Origin of the sequence: Streptomyces albidochromogenes (genome assembly GCF_005981925.1) — a bacterium.
Classification (GTDB): Bacteria; Actinomycetota; Actinomycetes; order Streptomycetales; family Streptomycetaceae; genus Streptomyces; species Streptomyces albidochromogenes.
The window spans coordinates 1-15547 of record NZ_VBVX01000157.1; the positions used below are offsets into that span (position 1 = coordinate 1).

14 protein-coding genes are annotated in these 15547 nt (G+C 72.2%); 6 read left to right on the plus strand and 8 right to left on the minus strand.

Annotated elements, in window-relative coordinates:
• Positions 1 to 74: 74 nt before the first annotated feature.
• The 6 genes from E2E34_RS20330 to E2E34_RS20355 all read right to left on the minus strand — a co-directional run bounded on the left by E2E34_RS20330 (position 75) and on the right by E2E34_RS20355 (position 7677).
• Positions 75 to 794, minus strand: a complete 720-nt coding sequence (locus E2E34_RS20330) for an SGNH/GDSL hydrolase family protein (RefSeq protein ID WP_244315922.1) — start codon at positions 792 to 794, stop codon at positions 75 to 77.
• Positions 742 to 1857: an NAD(P)/FAD-dependent oxidoreductase gene (locus E2E34_RS20335; RefSeq protein WP_244315924.1), complete on the minus strand. Its 1116-nt coding sequence runs from the start codon at positions 1855 to 1857 to the stop codon at positions 742 to 744. The genes E2E34_RS20330 and E2E34_RS20335 overlap by 53 nt, the downstream gene beginning before the upstream one ends.
• Positions 1858 to 1860: 3 nt before the next feature.
• Positions 1861 to 3156, minus strand: a complete 1296-nt coding sequence (locus E2E34_RS20340) for an MFS transporter (protein WP_244315926.1) — start codon at positions 3154 to 3156, stop codon at positions 1861 to 1863.
• A gap of 53 nt (positions 3157 to 3209) precedes the next feature.
• The gene (locus E2E34_RS20345) at positions 3210 to 4097 is read right to left on the minus strand and encodes a phytanoyl-CoA dioxygenase family protein (RefSeq protein ID WP_138903350.1); all 888 of its coding nucleotides are present in this window, start codon (positions 4095 to 4097) and stop codon (positions 3210 to 3212) included.
• A gap of 142 nt (positions 4098 to 4239) precedes the next feature.
• Positions 4240 to 6090 carry a carbamoyltransferase C-terminal domain-containing protein gene (locus tag E2E34_RS20350; RefSeq protein WP_244315928.1) on the minus strand — a complete coding sequence of 617 codons (1851 nt, stop codon included), beginning with the start codon at positions 6088 to 6090 and terminating at the stop codon, positions 4240 to 4242.
• A gap of 27 nt (positions 6091 to 6117) precedes the next feature.
• Entirely contained in the window at positions 6118 to 7677 is a 1560-nt protein-coding gene (locus E2E34_RS20355) for a radical SAM/SPASM domain-containing protein (RefSeq protein WP_138903351.1), read from the minus strand.
• Positions 7678 to 8536: 859 nt separating this feature from the next.
• On the opposite strand from E2E34_RS20355, the gene E2E34_RS20360 reads away from it, so the two are divergent.
• Complete coding sequence (locus E2E34_RS20360; RefSeq protein WP_138903352.1) at positions 8537 to 9451, plus strand: aminoglycoside phosphotransferase family protein; 915 nt, start codon at positions 8537 to 8539, stop codon at positions 9449 to 9451.
• Positions 9452 to 9548: 97 nt separating this feature from the next.
• Here E2E34_RS20360 and E2E34_RS20365 read toward each other — a convergent pair whose 3' ends face one another.
• The gene (locus E2E34_RS20365) at positions 9549 to 10061 is read right to left on the minus strand and encodes a hypothetical protein (protein WP_138903353.1); all 513 of its coding nucleotides are present in this window, start codon (positions 10059 to 10061) and stop codon (positions 9549 to 9551) included.
• 176 nt (positions 10062 to 10237) lie between these two features.
• Positions 10238 to 11416 carry a DUF418 domain-containing protein gene (locus E2E34_RS20370; protein ID WP_167518329.1) on the minus strand — a complete coding sequence of 393 codons (1179 nt, stop codon included), beginning with the start codon at positions 11414 to 11416 and terminating at the stop codon, positions 10238 to 10240.
• 176 nt (positions 11417 to 11592) lie between these two features.
• Between E2E34_RS20370 and E2E34_RS20375 the strand changes: the two genes are divergently transcribed.
• The 5 genes from E2E34_RS20375 to E2E34_RS20395 all read left to right on the plus strand — a co-directional run.
• The gene (locus tag E2E34_RS20375; protein ID WP_138903355.1) at positions 11593 to 12171 is read left to right on the plus strand and encodes an LURP-one-related family protein; all 579 of its coding nucleotides are present in this window, start codon (positions 11593 to 11595) and stop codon (positions 12169 to 12171) included.
• Between the two features lie 91 nt (positions 12172 to 12262).
• Positions 12263 to 13312 carry a YihY/virulence factor BrkB family protein gene (locus E2E34_RS20380; RefSeq protein WP_138903356.1) on the plus strand — a complete coding sequence of 350 codons (1050 nt, stop codon included), beginning with the start codon at positions 12263 to 12265 and terminating at the stop codon, positions 13310 to 13312.
• A gap of 113 nt (positions 13313 to 13425) precedes the next feature.
• Positions 13426 to 13845, plus strand: a complete 420-nt coding sequence (locus E2E34_RS20385) for a phage holin family protein (protein WP_138903357.1) — start codon at positions 13426 to 13428, stop codon at positions 13843 to 13845.
• The gene (locus E2E34_RS20390) at positions 13842 to 14303 is read left to right on the plus strand and encodes a DUF3618 domain-containing protein (RefSeq protein ID WP_138903358.1); all 462 of its coding nucleotides are present in this window, start codon (positions 13842 to 13844) and stop codon (positions 14301 to 14303) included. Before E2E34_RS20385 ends, E2E34_RS20390 begins: the two co-directional genes overlap by 4 nt.
• 235 nt (positions 14304 to 14538) lie before the next feature.
• Positions 14539 to 15547 (plus strand): serine/threonine-protein kinase (locus E2E34_RS20395; RefSeq protein WP_138903359.1); only part of this gene is annotated, 1009 nt, incomplete at its 3' end.

The following is a 15547-nucleotide window of genomic DNA, read 5'->3' on the forward strand; positions in this document are numbered from 1 at the left end:
GGGGGCCGGGGCGCGGTGGGCGGCCGGCGCCGCAGCCTGCCCAGGAGACGCCGGATCACGGACATGGCAGCTCCTCAGCCGAGATCGAGGCGCTCGGCGAGCAGCCGGGCGACGGTGTCGTAACCCAGGTCCGTGCAGTGGACCCGGTCGATGAACAGCCATTCGTCGGGTGTGGTGGCCTCCGCCAGCGCCGCGTTCATGTCCAGGAAGGGCACGTCGAACCCGGCGCATCCGGCGCCGATCACCTCGGCGTACTTCCGGCCCACCTCCATGGTGGAGATGTCGTTGTGCAGCCGGCGGAAGTTGGACACGTCGTCCAGCTCGTCGAAGAGCAGCTTCTCCTCCGGGGTGGGCTCCTCGCGCACCCACGGGGCCAGCGGCTGGAGCACGTACGTCAGCCGCGCGCCCATCGCGTCGGCGAACAGTTTCCACGTACTGAGGTGGCGCACGGTGAGCCCGGCGGCCCGGTCGATCCGCTCCTGGGGCGTCGGCACGGTGTCGGGGGCGGCGCCGCACTCGAAGAACGCCCCGTGACGGCCCTGGCGTTCCTCGGGCAGCCGGCTCAGCACCAGGTTGTTGACGCCGGAGAACAGCACGATGTCCGCCACCTCGGGCAGGTGCTGCCGGAACAGGGTGAGCAGCATCAGCTCCTGCGCGGAGTTGTGGCTCTGACCCGAGAAGTTGAGCCAGGGGAGCCGGGGCGCGTGCCGCGTCCACAGCCGCGAGGGCACGGTCGCGGCGTCACCGGTGGCCCCGACGCCGAACGTCGCGGAGCTGCCGGCGAGCAGCCGCACCGGACCGGGCGGCCGTTCGCCGGCGACCGCGGCGACGGCGCCCCCCGGGCCCCGGGTGACGCGGAAGCCGTGCTCGTCGGTGCTGTGGACCGGCGTGCTCTCGTTGCCGTACTGGAAGAAGCCGATGTACGGCTGGTCCTCCAGGACGAAGGTGTAGTGCTCCATCTGCGGGGCGGTCCTCCCGTACCAGGTCGGAGTTGATGGCCATCGCCGCCAGCCCTCCGCTGGCCGCGGCCATGGCGGCCTGCTGCATGTTCTTGCCGAGGTCCCCGGCGACGTACAGCCGGGGCAGTGCGGTGCGCCCGCGCTCGTCGGTCTGCACCGACTCCAGGTCGCCGCTGCGCAGCCAGGGGCGCAGGGGTTCCACCCGCGCCTCGGTGTCCATGTGGAGGAACAGCGCGCCGAAGGTCAGCGACCGTCCGTCCGCCAGCTCCACCGCCACGCCTTCCGGGTGCGGCGAGACGCGGGCGATCCCGTCGGTGACGGTGGGGATGCCCGCCGCTGTCAGCCGCTCCCGCTCGTCGTCGGGGAGTTCACGCCGGTCGGACAGGTAGGTGAGGGAGTCGGACCAGACGGTCAGGGTGGCCGCCAGGCACTCACTGGGCACGACGCCGCCATACACGCCGAAGCTCTTGCCGCGCACTTCCCAGGCGTGGCAGTAGGGACACTCGAACACCTTCGTGCCCCAGAGGTCGGCCAGGCCCGGGACCGGTGGCAGCTCGGAGCGCACGCCGGCCGCGTAGAGCAGGGTGCGGCTGCGGAAGGTGCCGGACTCCTTGGTGGTCGTCACCACGTGATCGCCGTCGGGCTCCACCGAGACCACCTCGTCGTCCCGGAACGTCACGTCGTACGCGGCCAGTTCGGCCCGCGCCCTCGCGCGGAAGTCCGCGATGTCCGCCCCGTCGTTGGTGACGACGTTGTGCATGACGCCGGCCGCCATGTTGCGCGCGTCACCCGAGTCGACGAGCAGCACGCGGCGGCACGAACGTCCCAGGTACAGGGCGGCGTTCAGGCCGGCGGGTCCGCCACCGACGATCACGGTGTCGTAGGCCTCTGCGGTCAAGGTTCACTCCTTCATCGAGGGGTCGGAGTCCTGCGGGGCCGGCGGCGCGGACCGCCCGGGCGGGCCGCCGTGAGCGTCCGCCCGCAGGGGCGCGAGCAGCAGCAGCGCGCCGGCGGCCAGGGCGCAACCGCAGATGACGAAGACGGTCGGTACGGACAGGGCCTCGGCCAGCAGCCCGCCGAGCGTCGCGCCGACGGGCATGGCGCCCCAGGCGCAGAGCCGGGACACGCTCATCACCCGGCCCTGGAACTCCTCCGGCGTCAGCCGCTGCCGCAGCGACATGACGGGGATGTTCCAGCCCATCATGAACCCGCCGTTGCACAGCAGCGCGACGGCCGCCTGCGCCGGGGTGCGGGCCAGCCCCAGGGCGGCGTACGCGAGCCCCGAGGCGACCAGGGACCAGCGGGCCAGCCGGACCGGGGGCACCCGTTCGGCCAGCCTGGGGGCCAGCCAGCTGCCGGCCACCGCGCCCAGGGAGCCGGCCGCCAGCAGCAGCCCGTAACCGGTGGCGTCCAGTCCCAGCGTCCGGTGACTGAGCAGGACGAGCATCGAGAACGTGGCGGAGAAGACGAGCCCGTACAGCGCGCTGGCCGCCAGCGTCAGCCGGAGCGTGCGGTGGCCGAGCACGAAGCGCAGCCCGGCCCGGATCCCGCTGAGGACCGGCTCCGCACGTACGCCGGGCGCGGGCTCGGGCCGCTCCCGACGCGCGGTCACCATCCCCGTCAGCAGGACGGCGGCCATGGCGTACAGCACACCGCCGGTGGCGAGCGCCGCCGTGGCGGCCACGCCCACGAGCAGGCCGGCGACCGGCGGCCCCGCCATCTCGTTGAAGACGATCTGCGCGGCGGACAGCCGGCCGTTGGCCCGCTCCAGGTCGCGTGATCCGACGACGCGCACCAGCATCGCGGGCGCGGCGGTGTCGACCAGCGTCTCGGCGACGCCCAGCACGAACGCGAGCACGTACAGCACGGCGAGCGGGCGGTCCCCGGCGAGCACCGCCATCGCGCCGAGCAGCACGGCCGCGCGCAGCAGGTTGCTCCACAGCACGATGCGCCGGCGGTCCAGACGGTCCACCAGCACCCCCGCGGGGAGGGCGAACAGCAGCCACGGCAGCATGTTGACCGCCGTCAGGCCGGCCACCGCCGCCGGCTCCGGGTGGCTGCCGACCACCAGCAGGGGCAGCAGGGTACGGGTGACGCCGTCGCCCGCGTTGGACGCGGCGGTGGACGCCCACAGCCACCGGAACGGCCGGCCGAGGCCCGGCCGGACGGCGGACGTCTCGGGGGTGGCGCTAGCCAAGTCCTCTCCCCGCGCGCCGACGGGTCCCGGGCGGCACGGGCCGGCGGCGCCGCTCACTCATGCCAGCTCCGCAGCCCCAGCAGCCGTTCCCCGAGCGGGGTCAGCTCGGCCGGTCCGTACAGGGTGTGCTCCTCCTTGCGCAGTCCGCCCTCCGGCGGGTGCGGCGGCACCCGGTCCCGCCAGAACCGGACGCGCGCCTCCCGCAGCGGCTCGTTCTCCTCCCAGGCGGGGGCCATGGAGATGTACTGCGCCATCCGCACCCGGTCGCGGGAGACGTTCGGGTGCACGCCGTGCGGCAGCAGGCTGTTGAAGATGATCAGGTCGCCCGGGTCCACCCGGGGAGTCGTGACGGCGTACCCGGTGATGTCGGGGGTGTAGGGGTCGCGGTCCTCGGGCTGTGCCTTCACCCAGGTGTCCCACTCGGTGAAGATCTCCGGGACGCACTGGAAGCCGCCGATGTCCTCGTTGCCCTCGGTCAGCGTCAGCACCGCCTGGCAGCTCACCGGGAGCGGGTAGGCCGAGGTGTCCACGTCCCAGTGCACGAACCCCCCGAAGGCGCGGGAGCCGTGGTTGGGCGGGTTGACGTTGGCGAAGTCGATGGTCACCCACAGGTCCGTACGGTCCCAGATGTCGACGAAGGCGTCATACACCCGCGGCGTCTGCCGGTTGTCCCACTGCGCCTGGTGGTTGTACATCTCGACGAGGCCGCTGTGCCCGGGCAGCCGCTCGTTGCCGGTGTGGGCCGAGGACCAGGTGGACGGGTCGTCCGGCCGCATGTCCTGGAAGTCCCACAGCGCGGCCGTGAGCCGGTCGACGTGGTCCTGGGGCACCGCTCGACGCACCACCACATAGCCCTGGGTGGTCCATTGGTCCCAGTCCTGCGGGGACAGCACCCGCAGGTTCAGCGTTTTGTGGATGTCCCTCAGCTGGACTGTGTTCACGGACGCACCTCCGACGGGTGAAGCGCCCCCACATGGTCGAATACGGCGGATGGCTTCACCAGCACGCTTTCGGACAACTCCCCGCGGGGACACGGCGGACGACGGTTCGAGCAGGGGTTCGGGCAGAGACCGTGACGACTGTTCACTCCACCACCAGTCGCTCCTCGGGCAGGACGACGGCGTCGAGCGCGGTGCCGGCCAGCAGCTCCAGGGCGTCGTCCAGATGGTTGAGGATGGGTCGGCCGCCCCCGTTGGCGCTCGTGTTGATCAGGACGGGCAGACCGGTACGGGCGCCGACGGCCCGGCACAGCCCGTGCAGGAGGGGGTGGGTGGCGGCCCGTACCGTCTGGAGCCGCGCGGTCCCGTCGATGTGCCGCACCTCGCCGAGGAGTTCGGCCCGCTCCGGCCTGACGCGTACGGCGAACAGCATCGTGTCCGTGTGGTCCAGCGGCCCCGCGAAGTACCGCTCGGCGTCCTCGGCGGGACACAGCGGCGCCACCGGGCGGAACCACTCCCGCCCCTTGATCGTCTGGGAGACGTACTGGCGGGCGCCGGGCCAGTGCGCGGAGACCAGCAGGGAGCGGTGACCCAGGGCACGCGGCCCGGTCTCCATGCCCCCCTCCAGCCAGGCGACGCACTTGCGGTCCGCCAGCAGCCGCGCCACGGCCTCGACGAACGCCTCCTGCGTGGGCCAGGTCTGTACGGCGCGCCCCGCCCGCAGCGCGGAGCTTCGCGCCCCGTCGTCGGCGACCGCCAACGCACCGCCCGCGTACGCCAGAGGGGACGCGGCCGGGCCGTCCGCCGGAGCGGGGCGTTCCGACGGGTCGGCCGCCGCCAGGGCGGCGCCGAGCGCGATGCCGGAGTCGTCGCAGCAGGTGGGGACGTGGACGCGGGTGAACTGTCCCGACTCCACCAGGGCGCTGTTCGCCGTGATGTTGAGCGCGCAGCCGCCCGCGTAGCAGAGGGTGGAGTAGCCGGGGAAGCGGGCGCTGACACCGGTGACCAGGTGCACCAGATCGCGTTCCACGGCCTCCTGGAGCGTGGCGGCCAAGTCCCGGCAGACGCGGTCGTCGGGGCTGTGCCCGACCTCGGTCCGGCGGCCGTCCGCCGTACGGAACTCGTCGGGGAACACCGAGCCGTACGAGTGCACCACGTCGTCGTCCGAGGAGTCCGCCAGCCCCGCGTCGAGGTACCCGCCGCTGTCCGGGTCGTACTCCCACCAACTGTCGTTGTAGCGCAGGGCGGTCCCGGCCAGCGCGGCCTCGTCCAGGGGCTCGTACAGGTCCGGTGAGCGGGTTCTCGCCCCTTGCGGTACGAGCATGGCGCGCAGCACCGGGAGCAGCGCGGGGTCCGTCTCGCCCGTCGCCGAAAGACCCAGCAGCTTGCCGGTGTCGAACTGGCTGCCGTGGACGCGCCGGGCCAGCGCCTCGTAGACGAGGCCGAAGCGCGGGCCCGACCGGTTGGTGAAGGACAGCACGGGGGTCAGCCGGTCGCCCTCGCCGAGGCAGACCATGCCGTTCTCGGCGTAGTTGCCGGTGCCGTCCAGGGCGATCACCAGCGCCTTGCGGGCGCCGGACGTGTAGTAGGCGAGGGCGGCGTGCGCGTAGTGGTGGCGCACCACGGTCAGCTCGACTTCCCCGAGCCCGTCCGCCGTCGGCCAGTCGGCGAGATCCACCCGGCGGACGACGGCGTCGAGGAGGTTCCCGCCGGGCCGCGCCCACCAGGCGTCCTTGCCGACCAGGTCGACGAGGGCCGGCGGCAGCACGCGGCACACCGGCGTGTACCAGTCGGCCACGGCGACCCGCGTCACCGGTGAGTCGGCCCTGTCCCGGAGCTCGGCCAGCCAGTCGGCGGCGGTCCGCGCGAACCGCTCGTTGCCGCCGCACACGTGGCGCAGGCCCAGGCGCCGTTCCGCTTCGATGACGTGGTAGCCCGACGCCTGGGTCAGGGCGGCGCCCGCGTCATGGCCGAAGTGCATTCCGATCGTTGCCACGAAACCGTACCGCTCTCTCTCGGGCCGTCAGGCGAAGGCGGCGGTCTGGGCGTGGTGCCGCTCCAGCAGCCCCTGGACCACTTCGCGCATGTAGGCGCAGTAGCCGGGAGACATCAGCTGGATGGACCCGTTCTCCTCCTCCAGCGCCCCGGCCGAACCGCCCGAGCACGTGCCCTGGAGCTCACAGCCCTGGCAGCCGGGGCCGTTGGTGTACGCGCGCATGCCGTAGTCCTGGTAGGCGTCGGAGGCGAAGATGCCGCGCCAGTCGTCGATGGTGCCGAGCTTGCGGGCGGTCGCCTTGCAGGCGAAGACGCTGCCGTTGGGCTCGATGGACAGCTGGCGGCCCACCGCCGGGCAGGTCTTGTAGTCGGCCTGCGCGGCCCACTTGCGCTCGTCGATGATCATCTGGAACGTCTGGTACCAGTAACCGCTGAGCTGTACGCCGCGCTCGCGCCCGTAGTCGACCGCGTGCAGCAGCCGCTGGGCCACGTCGTGCGGGCTGTGCCGCTCGAAGAACTCCTTGGCCTGGAAGGACACGATCACGTCGAGCGAGTCGAGGCCGGCCTCGGCGACGAAGTCGATGAGCGGGGTGCCCCACTTGTCCCAAGTGAACTGCGAGAGCACGGTGGTGATGCTGACCGGCACCCCGGCGGCCTTCATGTCCAGGATCGCCTTGCGGACCACGGGCCACGGCGTCCGCTGCTGCTGCCCGCCCCGGAACTCGCCCGTCTCGGGCACCAGGTAGTCGATGGAGACCGTGGTGTCCACCTTGTGGCGGGCCAGCGCGGCCAGCAGCTCGTCGTCGATGCGCGAGCCGTTGCTCGTCAGGTCGTACGAGAGGGACACGCCGTCGTAACGGTCCCCGAAGGTACGCAGCACATGCAGGATGGTGCCCCGCGCCAGCGTCGGCTCGCCGCCGAAGAACGAGACGGTCAGGTGTCCGCCGCCGTTGGCCTTGCGCAGGGCGATGGCCTCCTTGACGGTCTTCTCCGCGACCTCGAGGGACATGTGCATCGACGGGTTGCGGCCGCTGTCGGAACCGTGGTTCCAGTCGCCCTTGGCCAGCGTCGGCCCGGTGTCCGGCCGCGCCCGGCGCAGTTCGACCAGTACGGGGCCGGGCTTCACGCTCTCGCCCGAGGTGTTCCGCTCCTCCACGCCGCCGTCGAAGTTGTACGCGAAGCAGCCCTGGCAGGAGAAGTTGCAGGCGTTCGTCAGCACGAGCTGGATGGAGGAGTGGAAGACGCCGCTGCTGAGTACGGACTGCCGGCTCTCCAGCAGCGCGTCGATCTCCTCGGCCTCGTCGCGGCCCGCCTCCACCAGATAGCGCGCGTCGATCAGATCGCGCAGGGACGCCTCGTCGATCCGCTCCCGCAACTGCTCCAGCGTCATGCCGTCCGCCGCGTCCTTGAGCAGTTCCACAATGTCCCGGTCGACCAGCCGTGCATTTCCGTACAGGGAATGGAAGGCCATGGTGCGTTCGCTTCCGTCGTACGTGCCGAGACGTCCGCCGAAAGCGGTGAAATCGCGATCTTCGGCAGAACGCAGCGTACGGGCGTAACGCGAGGACTGGTAGATCGAATTCGGCATGGAAGGGGCCTCTCCCTGCGTATCGCGTATCGGAGCATCCGACGGGGGCACGGGACAATCGGCCGCCGCAGGCGGGGTGTCCCGCCTGCGGCGTGAGAAGCCCCAGCCGTCTTCGGCGGGGCCTAGGAGGTGCGTCGGGCTCAGGCGGGCGAGTCCTGTGTGCGCTGCTCAGCAGCGACAGGGGCAGCCTGGGCTTCCTTCCGCACCGGGGTGATGGTCGGAGCGTTGCCCTTGTCGGGCGATACGAACGCGCAGGGCCGGGACGACGCGGTGACCGCGGGCCTGACCACTTTTCTTACTTCAGCCATGGAGCCTCCTCCAATTGTCGGGCGCGCAACAGACCTCACTGAAGCAGATGCCGGCGATACCGATAAGAGGCCCTTTCGGCCACCGCGCGACGGCCGTAAGAGGCATGCTTTCAGCCGCGCCGAGAGGCTGCGGCGCATTAGTGCGGAGGCGGGCCGGCCATGCGGTCCGGTGCCGCTATTCGCGATCAATGGGAGGGCGTTGAATGATCGTAAATCGCGCTCCGCCGATCAATGGGCGGGCGCCATTCGCCGCTCACCGTCGGCGCGACCGGTCCCGTTCGCCGCTGCGGGCCGGCCGGCCCGCGACGCGACCGGCCGACGCGACCGACGGCCACCCGGCCGGACACCGCGCGGGGCGGCGAGCGGGGCGCCGCGCTCCGGGTGGCGCGGTGTGCCGCACCCGAACGCGTGGCGAAGGCCGGCGGCCGGACACCGTACCGGCCGGGACCCCTGGCGCAATCGCGCTCCAGCGCCCGACGACGGGCCCGCCCGCGCGGCAGAGCCGGAAACCGTTTGACGGCCGCTGGTGGGCGGCGGTCGGATGGCACCCCATGAGCAACCGGCAGACGCACCCCCCAGGCCCGCGCCCCGTCGACGACGACCTCGTACTGCGGCTGATCGCCGCTCAGTTCCCGCGGTGGGCGGGGCTGGCGGTGGAGCGGTGTCCGTCCGGCGGCACGGTGAATGCCATGTTCCGGCTGGGCGACGACATGGTCGTACGTCTGCCACTGCGGGAGGGCGGCGTCCAGGACGTGTCGACGGAGCGGGAGTGGCTGCCCCGCCTCGCGGCCCGGCTGCCCACGGCCGTCCCGGAGGTGCTCGGCCACGGCGAACCCGGGGAGGGCTACCCGTGGCCCTGGTCGGTGTACCGGTGGCTGGCGGGGGAGAACCCCGAGGCGGGCGCGTTGCGCGAGCCCCTGCTGCTGGCCGGTGACCTGGCCCGCTTTGTGGCGGCCATGCGGAGCATCACCCTGCCGGGGGGGCCGGCGGCCCACCGGGGCGGCCCGCTCGCCTCGCTCGACGCGTCGACCCGGGCGGCGGTCGACGAACTGCGCGGGATCCCGGAGGAGGGAGTGGACTGCGACGCCGTACTCGCCGTGTGGGAGGACGCGCTGAGGACTCCGGACCGGGGCGGGCCACCGGTGTGGCTGCATGCCGATCTGATGCCGGGCAACCTGCTGGTGGACCGTGCGGGCCGGCTCACCTCGGTGATCGACTTCGGGTGCGTGGGCAGGGGTGATCCCGCCTGCGATCTGTTCCCCGCCTGGAACCTGCTGCCGGCCGGTGCGAGGGAGGTCTTCCGCGAGGCGCTCGGCGTGGACGACGCGACCTGGAGCCACGGCCGGGCGCGGACGCTCTCACAGGCGCTGATCGCGCTGCCGCACTACCGCGGGACGAACCCGGCGATGGCGGACAACGCCCGGCACGTGGTCCGGGCGGTGCTGGGGGAGGGGCCGGGGCGGTGACGCCAGTGGCCGGCCCGCTGTCGAACGCGCGACCGGCCGCAGGCCCCGACGCGCGTACGTCGGGGCCTGCGGCTCGGGTGCGAGCCCACCGGGTGGGTCACGGGCACTTCACCCGGGGGTTGTACGGCGCGAAGAGGCCGCTGGGGTTGTCCTTCCACAGCCAGGCGTGCAGCGAGTAGTGCACGGGCAGGCCCGGGATGTCCGTGAACGGGCCGTCGAACTTCTTGCCGAACAGCTTGGGGCGGTCCTTGGTGGTCTTCGGGTTCTGGTCGGCGTCCGGCACGATGTACTCCACCGCCACCAGTTGGCGCTTGCCCTTCTTGTCCGGCGCGTACAGCACGGCCGCCGGGCGCCCGGGGTGCAGGGAGCCGATGTTGTCCGGGTCGACGTAGTGGTAGCCCATGCCGCCCTGAACGGGGTGGCTGACGCATTCGTTCGTCTTCTTGAAACCGGCGGCGACGGCGAGCTTCGGCGCGTGGAAGGCGCCGCTGGCCGCCGCCGCTGTGTCGAGCTGGTGATGGGGGTCGTCGCCGTTGGCCGGGGCGGCGGCGAGAGTCAGCGAGGCGAGGGCCGCGAGGGAGACGCCGGCAACGACCTGTCGTGCGCGCATTCGTGAGCTCCTGTTCGGTGCGGGGATTCCACCCCGAGCCTGTACGCGGGTACGCGGCGGCGCACACGCAGCGCATCCGTTAGAGGACGTGTCGTCATTCCCGCACGCGGCCACCGCGCCCGGTCCGCCTCCCCTCGGCGGCGCGGGGTCGCCCGCCCCGCCGGCGTACGTCCGCTTCAGCGGCCCAGTACCCGCCTCTGCACCGATTCCAGCGGACCGTGCCGGAAGCGCCGCAGCCACAGCGTGGCGCTCACCATCAGCACCGCGCACACCGCGGCCCACAGTCCCATCACCCACCACGGGCGGCCCGGCCCGGTGAGCCGGGTCGCAAGGCCGAGCCCGAAGCCGTACGACACCACCACACACAGCACGTTCTGCAGCACGTAACCCGACAGGGCCGTCCGGCCGACCGCCGTGAGACCGGTGGTCAGCGGGCCGGGACGCCGTACGCGGTCCACGACGGCACCGATGAGCCCCACATAGCCGACCGCGACCAGCGGCGCGGCGCAGTAGCGCTCCAGCAGGAACCAGTCCTGCCCCGCCAGACCGGTCGCCGCGGTGAGCGGGACACCCAGCCCCAGGCCCCACCCCAGCATCCGGGAGCGCAGCCGCCGCCCGGTCCCGTCCGCGCCGAACGCGCCGGCCCGGAACAGCCGCACCCCGAGCAGGAAGAGGAAGACCAGAAGTCCGAAGGACAGTACGGGTTCCAGACGCAGGACGAGCGCGTTCTCCAGCCGGAACGCCACCTGGTCCAGGTATCCGCCGTGCGCGTACAGGTCCACGACCTCGCGCGAGACGCCGCCCCCGCTGTCCTGGCCCGCCCCCACCAGAGCCGCCGTGATCAGGCCCATGAACGCCAGATGCAGCCCGGCCGCCCACCACATCACCCGGCGCCGCGCCCGCTCCGACCGGGTCAGCAGCCAGGCCACGAGCAGGGACGTCACCGCGTACCCCATGAGGACGTCCCATGCGAAGACGAGAACGAAGTGCAGGGTTCCCTCGGCGAACAGGAACAGCGCCCGCCACCGGTAGCGGCCCGGCCAGGGGACGCCGCGCCGGGCCGCCGCGTCGAACTGGATCGCCAGACCGACGCCGAACAGGATCGTCAGCAGCGAGAGGAACTTCCCGTCCGCCGCCAGCCGGAACACCGCCTCGGCGACCGCCGCCGCGGTCCCGTGAGCGCTCGCGGTACTCCCGCTCTGCAGGAACCCCCACTCGGCGCCGGGAGCCGTGAAGATCCATACGTTGGTCATCAGCGTGCCCAGGATCGCGACCCCGCGCAGCACGTCGAGCAGCGCGAGGCGGCCACCGGCGGGGCCGGTCGCCGGGGCGGGGGCCGGGAGGGTTTCGGTCATGTCCTCATGGTCGGGCGCACCGGGCTCCCCCTCGTCGTGACCGAGGACGAACTGCGGCTGCATCGAAAGTCGCACCGGCCGTGGGCAGTGGTCCTCACGGTCGCGCGCCGAAAGTCGGCGTGCGGCACGACTTTCGGCGTACGAACGGCTCATTCGCGCTGCCTAGGGTGGGCCGTATGCAGCAGACCAGTGAGTTCCTCATGACGCAGAAGATCACCGCGCTGGTGAACCGGTACGTCGTCACCGACAAGACGGGCCGGGACGTCGTGGCGTTCGCCGAGCAGAAGCGTATGAAGCTCAAGGAGCAGGTCACCCTCTGGACCGGAGAGGACCGCTCCACCGTGCTCGCCGGTTTCAAGGCGCGGCAGGTGATGGACTTCGGTGCCACCTACGACGTCAGCGGGCCGCAGGGGGAACCCCTCGGGCACTTCCGCAAGGACGCCAAGGCGTCCCTGCTGCGCTCCACTTGGCACCTGGCCCAGGGCGACACGCCGCCGGTGCGGGGAACCGAGCGCAGCGCCGGGGTCGCTCTGGCCCGCCGTGCCGTGGAGGTGGCGGACGCGGTACTGCCGATTCCGCTGCCGGTGCCGTTCGTGTACCACTTCGACTTCACCCGGGACGCGGAGCCGGTGATGTCGGTCGAGCGCAAGATGGGGATACGGGACCGGTACGTCGTACGCATACAGGACGCGGGGCTCGACCGCAGGCTCGCCCTCTGCATGGCCGTGGCTCTGGACGCGCTCCAGTCCCGCTGAATCGGCCGCGGCCGCCCGGCGCGCCTGCCGCCGGGAGGAACATGTCGCCGCGAGGGGGATTGTTCGCGCCCGGGCCGGTTAACCGGTTGTCATGGCACGGATACCGAAGTCGGGGAAGAAGAGCGAAGAGACGAGCCGGACGGCGGAGGCCGGAGAAGGCACCGGCGTGGGGCCCGACCCCGAAGTGGAGCGGGACGCCCCCGACGGGTTGGCCGAGATGCCGAAGAAGTCGTGGTGGGCGGTTCTGCGGCGGACGGTCAAGGAGCTCACGGACGACGAACTGGCCGACCGGGCGGCGGCGCTGACCTACTACGGCGTCCTCTCCCTGTTCCCGGCGCTGCTGGTGCTGGTGTCGCTGCTGGGTGTGGCGGGGGAGTCGGCGACGAAGGAGGTGCTGGACAACCTCCAGAAGCTCGCTCCCGGTTCCGCGCGCGAAGTGATCGCCGACGCGGTGGAGCAGCTGCAGTCCAGCGGCGGCACCGGCTCCGTCATGGCGGTGGTGGGTCTGCTGGCGGCGCTCTGGTCGGCGTCGGGATACGTGGCGGCCTTCATGCGGTCCTCCAACGCGGTGTACGACATTCCCGAGGGGCGGCCGGTGTGGAAGGTGCTGCCGGTCAGGCTGGGACTCACGGTGGTGCTGATGGTGCTGGCCTGTGCCAGTGCGCTGATCGTGGTGTTCACCGGCGGCCTGGCCCGGCAGGCCGGTACGGCGCTGGGCGTCGGCGACGCCGGGCTGCGGCTCTGGGGAATCGCCAAGTGGCCGGTCCTGGTCCTGCTGGTGGTCCTCATGATCGCGATCCTGTACTGGGCCGCGCCGAACGCGAAGGGGCGCGGCTTCAAGTGGGTCACCCCGGGCAGCTTCCTGGCCCTGGTCCTGTGGCTGGCGGCGTCCGCGGGCTTCGCGCTGTACGTGGCGAACTTCGGCTCGTACAACAAGACGTACGGGACCCTCGCCGGAGTCATCATCTTCCTGGTGTGGCTGTGGCTCACCAACGTGGCGATCCTGCTCGGGCTGGAGTTCGACGCCGAGATGGTGCGCGAACGGGCGATCGTCGGTGGTCTCCCCGAGGACGAGGAGCCGTACGTGGCGCCGCGGGACACCCGCGCGTGGAGCGAGGCGGAACGCCGCGCCGCGGAATGATCCCCCGGACCCCGGCCGCAGGGGCGCATCCGAACCACTAGGGACGGGTGTCGTCGTGCCGGTGGGGGGTACCCGGGCGGGACGGTCCGAACCAACGGAAGGCAGGTCAAGGCATGAGCACCGCTGACCATCGCAGCGGGCACGGCACCGCCGGGGAGCCCGTGGGCGAGCTGGTCGCTCAGGCATCGCAGCAGATCTCGCAGCTGATACGCCAGGAACTGCGGCTGGCACAGGCGGAGATGACACAGAAGGGCAAACGGTTCGGGGTCGGCGGTGGCCTCTTCGGCGGCGCCGGGATGGTCGCGTTCCTCGCGCTCCAGGCGCTGGTCGCCACCGCGATCGCGGCCCTGGCGCTGGTGCTGCCGGTGTGGGCCTCCGCCCTGATCGTCACCGCCGTCCTCTTCCTGACCGCGGCGGTCCTGGCGATGGCCGGCAAGAAGCAGGTCGGCCAGGCCACCCCGCCCGTACCCGAGCAGGCCATCGACAGCGTCAAGGCCGACATGGCCGAGATCAAGGAAAGGGCACACCGATGACCGACCAGTCCCGTGACAACGGCTCCGCCCCCACGCCCGAGGAACTGCGCGAGCAGGTGGAGGGCACCCGCGAAGAGCTGGGCATGACCGTGGAGGCGCTGGCCGCCAAGGCGGACGTCAAGGCCCGTGCCCAGGAGAAGACGGCCGCCGTCAAGCAGCAGGTGACCGAGAAGACCGCACAGGCCGCGGTGCAGGTCCGTGAGAAGGCCGCCCAAGTGGGGCAGCTGGCCAGGGAGAAGACGCCCGAGCCGGTGCGCGAGAAGGCCGCCCAGGCGAAGGCCCAGCTCACCGAGACCGCTGACACGATCGCGGCCAAGATCCAGGAGAAGACACCCGAACCGGCGCGGGAGAAGGCCCTGCACACCGCGCAGGCCGCACGGAAGAACCGCAAGCCGCTGCTGGCGGCGGCCGCGGCGGTCGTCGTCCTGCTGGCCGTGCGCCGCAAGCGGAGGCGATGACGGAAGGCGGCACCCGCCCGGCGTCGTCGGCGCGGTGACGAAGCCGCCCGCCTGCCGGTGTCGAGACCTCGACACCGGCAGGCGGGCGTTCGTGCTTTCCCGGGAGTGGTACGGGGAAGTCGCGCGGCCCGCCCGGGCCGCGCCGCCGGTTCCACGGGCCGCTACGAGGGGCGTTCGGCACGGCGGCGGGACGGCCGGGTGAACTGCCCCGCGCCCCCGGTGCATGATGGGGGGCATGACGACCAACGGGGGAGGTCGGCACGAGCCGACCAGTTACGAACTTCAGCCGCCGGCGCAGCGCCACGAGACGCCGACCGGCGCTTCGCGGCCCCAGCCGTCGGCGGTGCCCGAAGTGCCGCCCCCGACGGTCGCGCCGCCGACGCGGCCCGGGGACTCCTCGGGTTCCGCCGCCGCGAGCGGCGCGGAGACCGGCGCCGGGCGGGTGGTCGGCGGCCGCTACCGGTTGCTCGAACGCCTGGGCTCCGGCGGCATGGGCACGGTGTGGCGCGCCCGCGACGAGGTGGTGGACCGCGACGTGGCCATCAAGGAACCCCGTCTACCGGACCACTTCACATCCGCCGAACGCCACACCGCCCGTCAGCGCATGCAGCGTGAGGCCCGCGCCGCGGCGCGGATCGACCATCCCTCCGTCGTGGTCATCCACGACGTGGTCACCGAGAACGACAGCCCCTGGATCGTGATGGAGCTGCTGCGGGGCAGATCGCTCGCGGAGGTTCTGGACGAAGGCACGCTGACCCCGGCGGAAGCGGCCAGGATCGGCCTCGCGGTGCTCGGCGCACTCGACGCGGCGCACGCGGCGGGAGTACTGCACCGCGACGTGAAGCCCGGCAACGTCATGATCGGCGGTCACGACCGGGTGGTACTCACCGACTTCGGCATCGCGCAGCTGGAGGGCGAGCAGAAGCTCACCGAAACGGGCGGCTTCGTCGGCTCCCCCGAGTACATCGCCCCCGAACGGGTCCTCGGCCGCCGCCCCGGACCCGAATCCGACCTCTGGTCACTCGGCGTCATGCTCTACCAGGCGGTCGAAGGAGTGTCGCCGTTCCGGCGGCAGACCACTCCCAGCACCCTCCAGGCCGTCCTGCTCGCCGAACTGCCGCCCCCGCAGCACACCGCGGACCTGACGCAGGCCCTCGTCGGACTCCTGCGCAAGGAGCCGGAGAGCAGGCTGTCCGCCCAGTCGGCCCGGCCCCTGCTCCGCGCGGCGCTCGCCCCCGCCACCC

Bases quoted from the DNA above. Each gene is read 5' to 3' on its own strand.
- E2E34_RS20355 (WP_138903351.1), bottom strand. From the start codon at position 7,677: ATGCCGAATTCGATCTACCAGTCCTCGCGTTACGCCCGTACGCTGCGT.
- E2E34_RS20360 (WP_138903352.1), top strand. From the start codon at position 8,537: ATGAGCAACCGGCAGACGCACCCCCCAGGCCCGCGCCCCGTCGACGAC.
- E2E34_RS20365 (WP_138903353.1), bottom strand. From the start codon at position 10,061: ATGCGCGCACGACAGGTCGTTGCCGGCGTCTCCCTCGCGGCCCTCGCC.
- E2E34_RS20370 (WP_167518329.1), bottom strand. From the start codon at position 11,416: ATGACCGAAACCCTCCCGGCCCCCGCCCCGGCGACCGGCCCCGCCGGT.
- E2E34_RS20375 (WP_138903355.1), top strand. From the start codon at position 11,593: ATGCAGCAGACCAGTGAGTTCCTCATGACGCAGAAGATCACCGCGCTG.
- E2E34_RS20380 (WP_138903356.1), top strand. From the start codon at position 12,263: ATGGCACGGATACCGAAGTCGGGGAAGAAGAGCGAAGAGACGAGCCGG.
- E2E34_RS20385 (WP_138903357.1), top strand. From the start codon at position 13,426: ATGAGCACCGCTGACCATCGCAGCGGGCACGGCACCGCCGGGGAGCCC.
- E2E34_RS20390 (WP_138903358.1), top strand. From the start codon at position 13,842: ATGACCGACCAGTCCCGTGACAACGGCTCCGCCCCCACGCCCGAGGAA.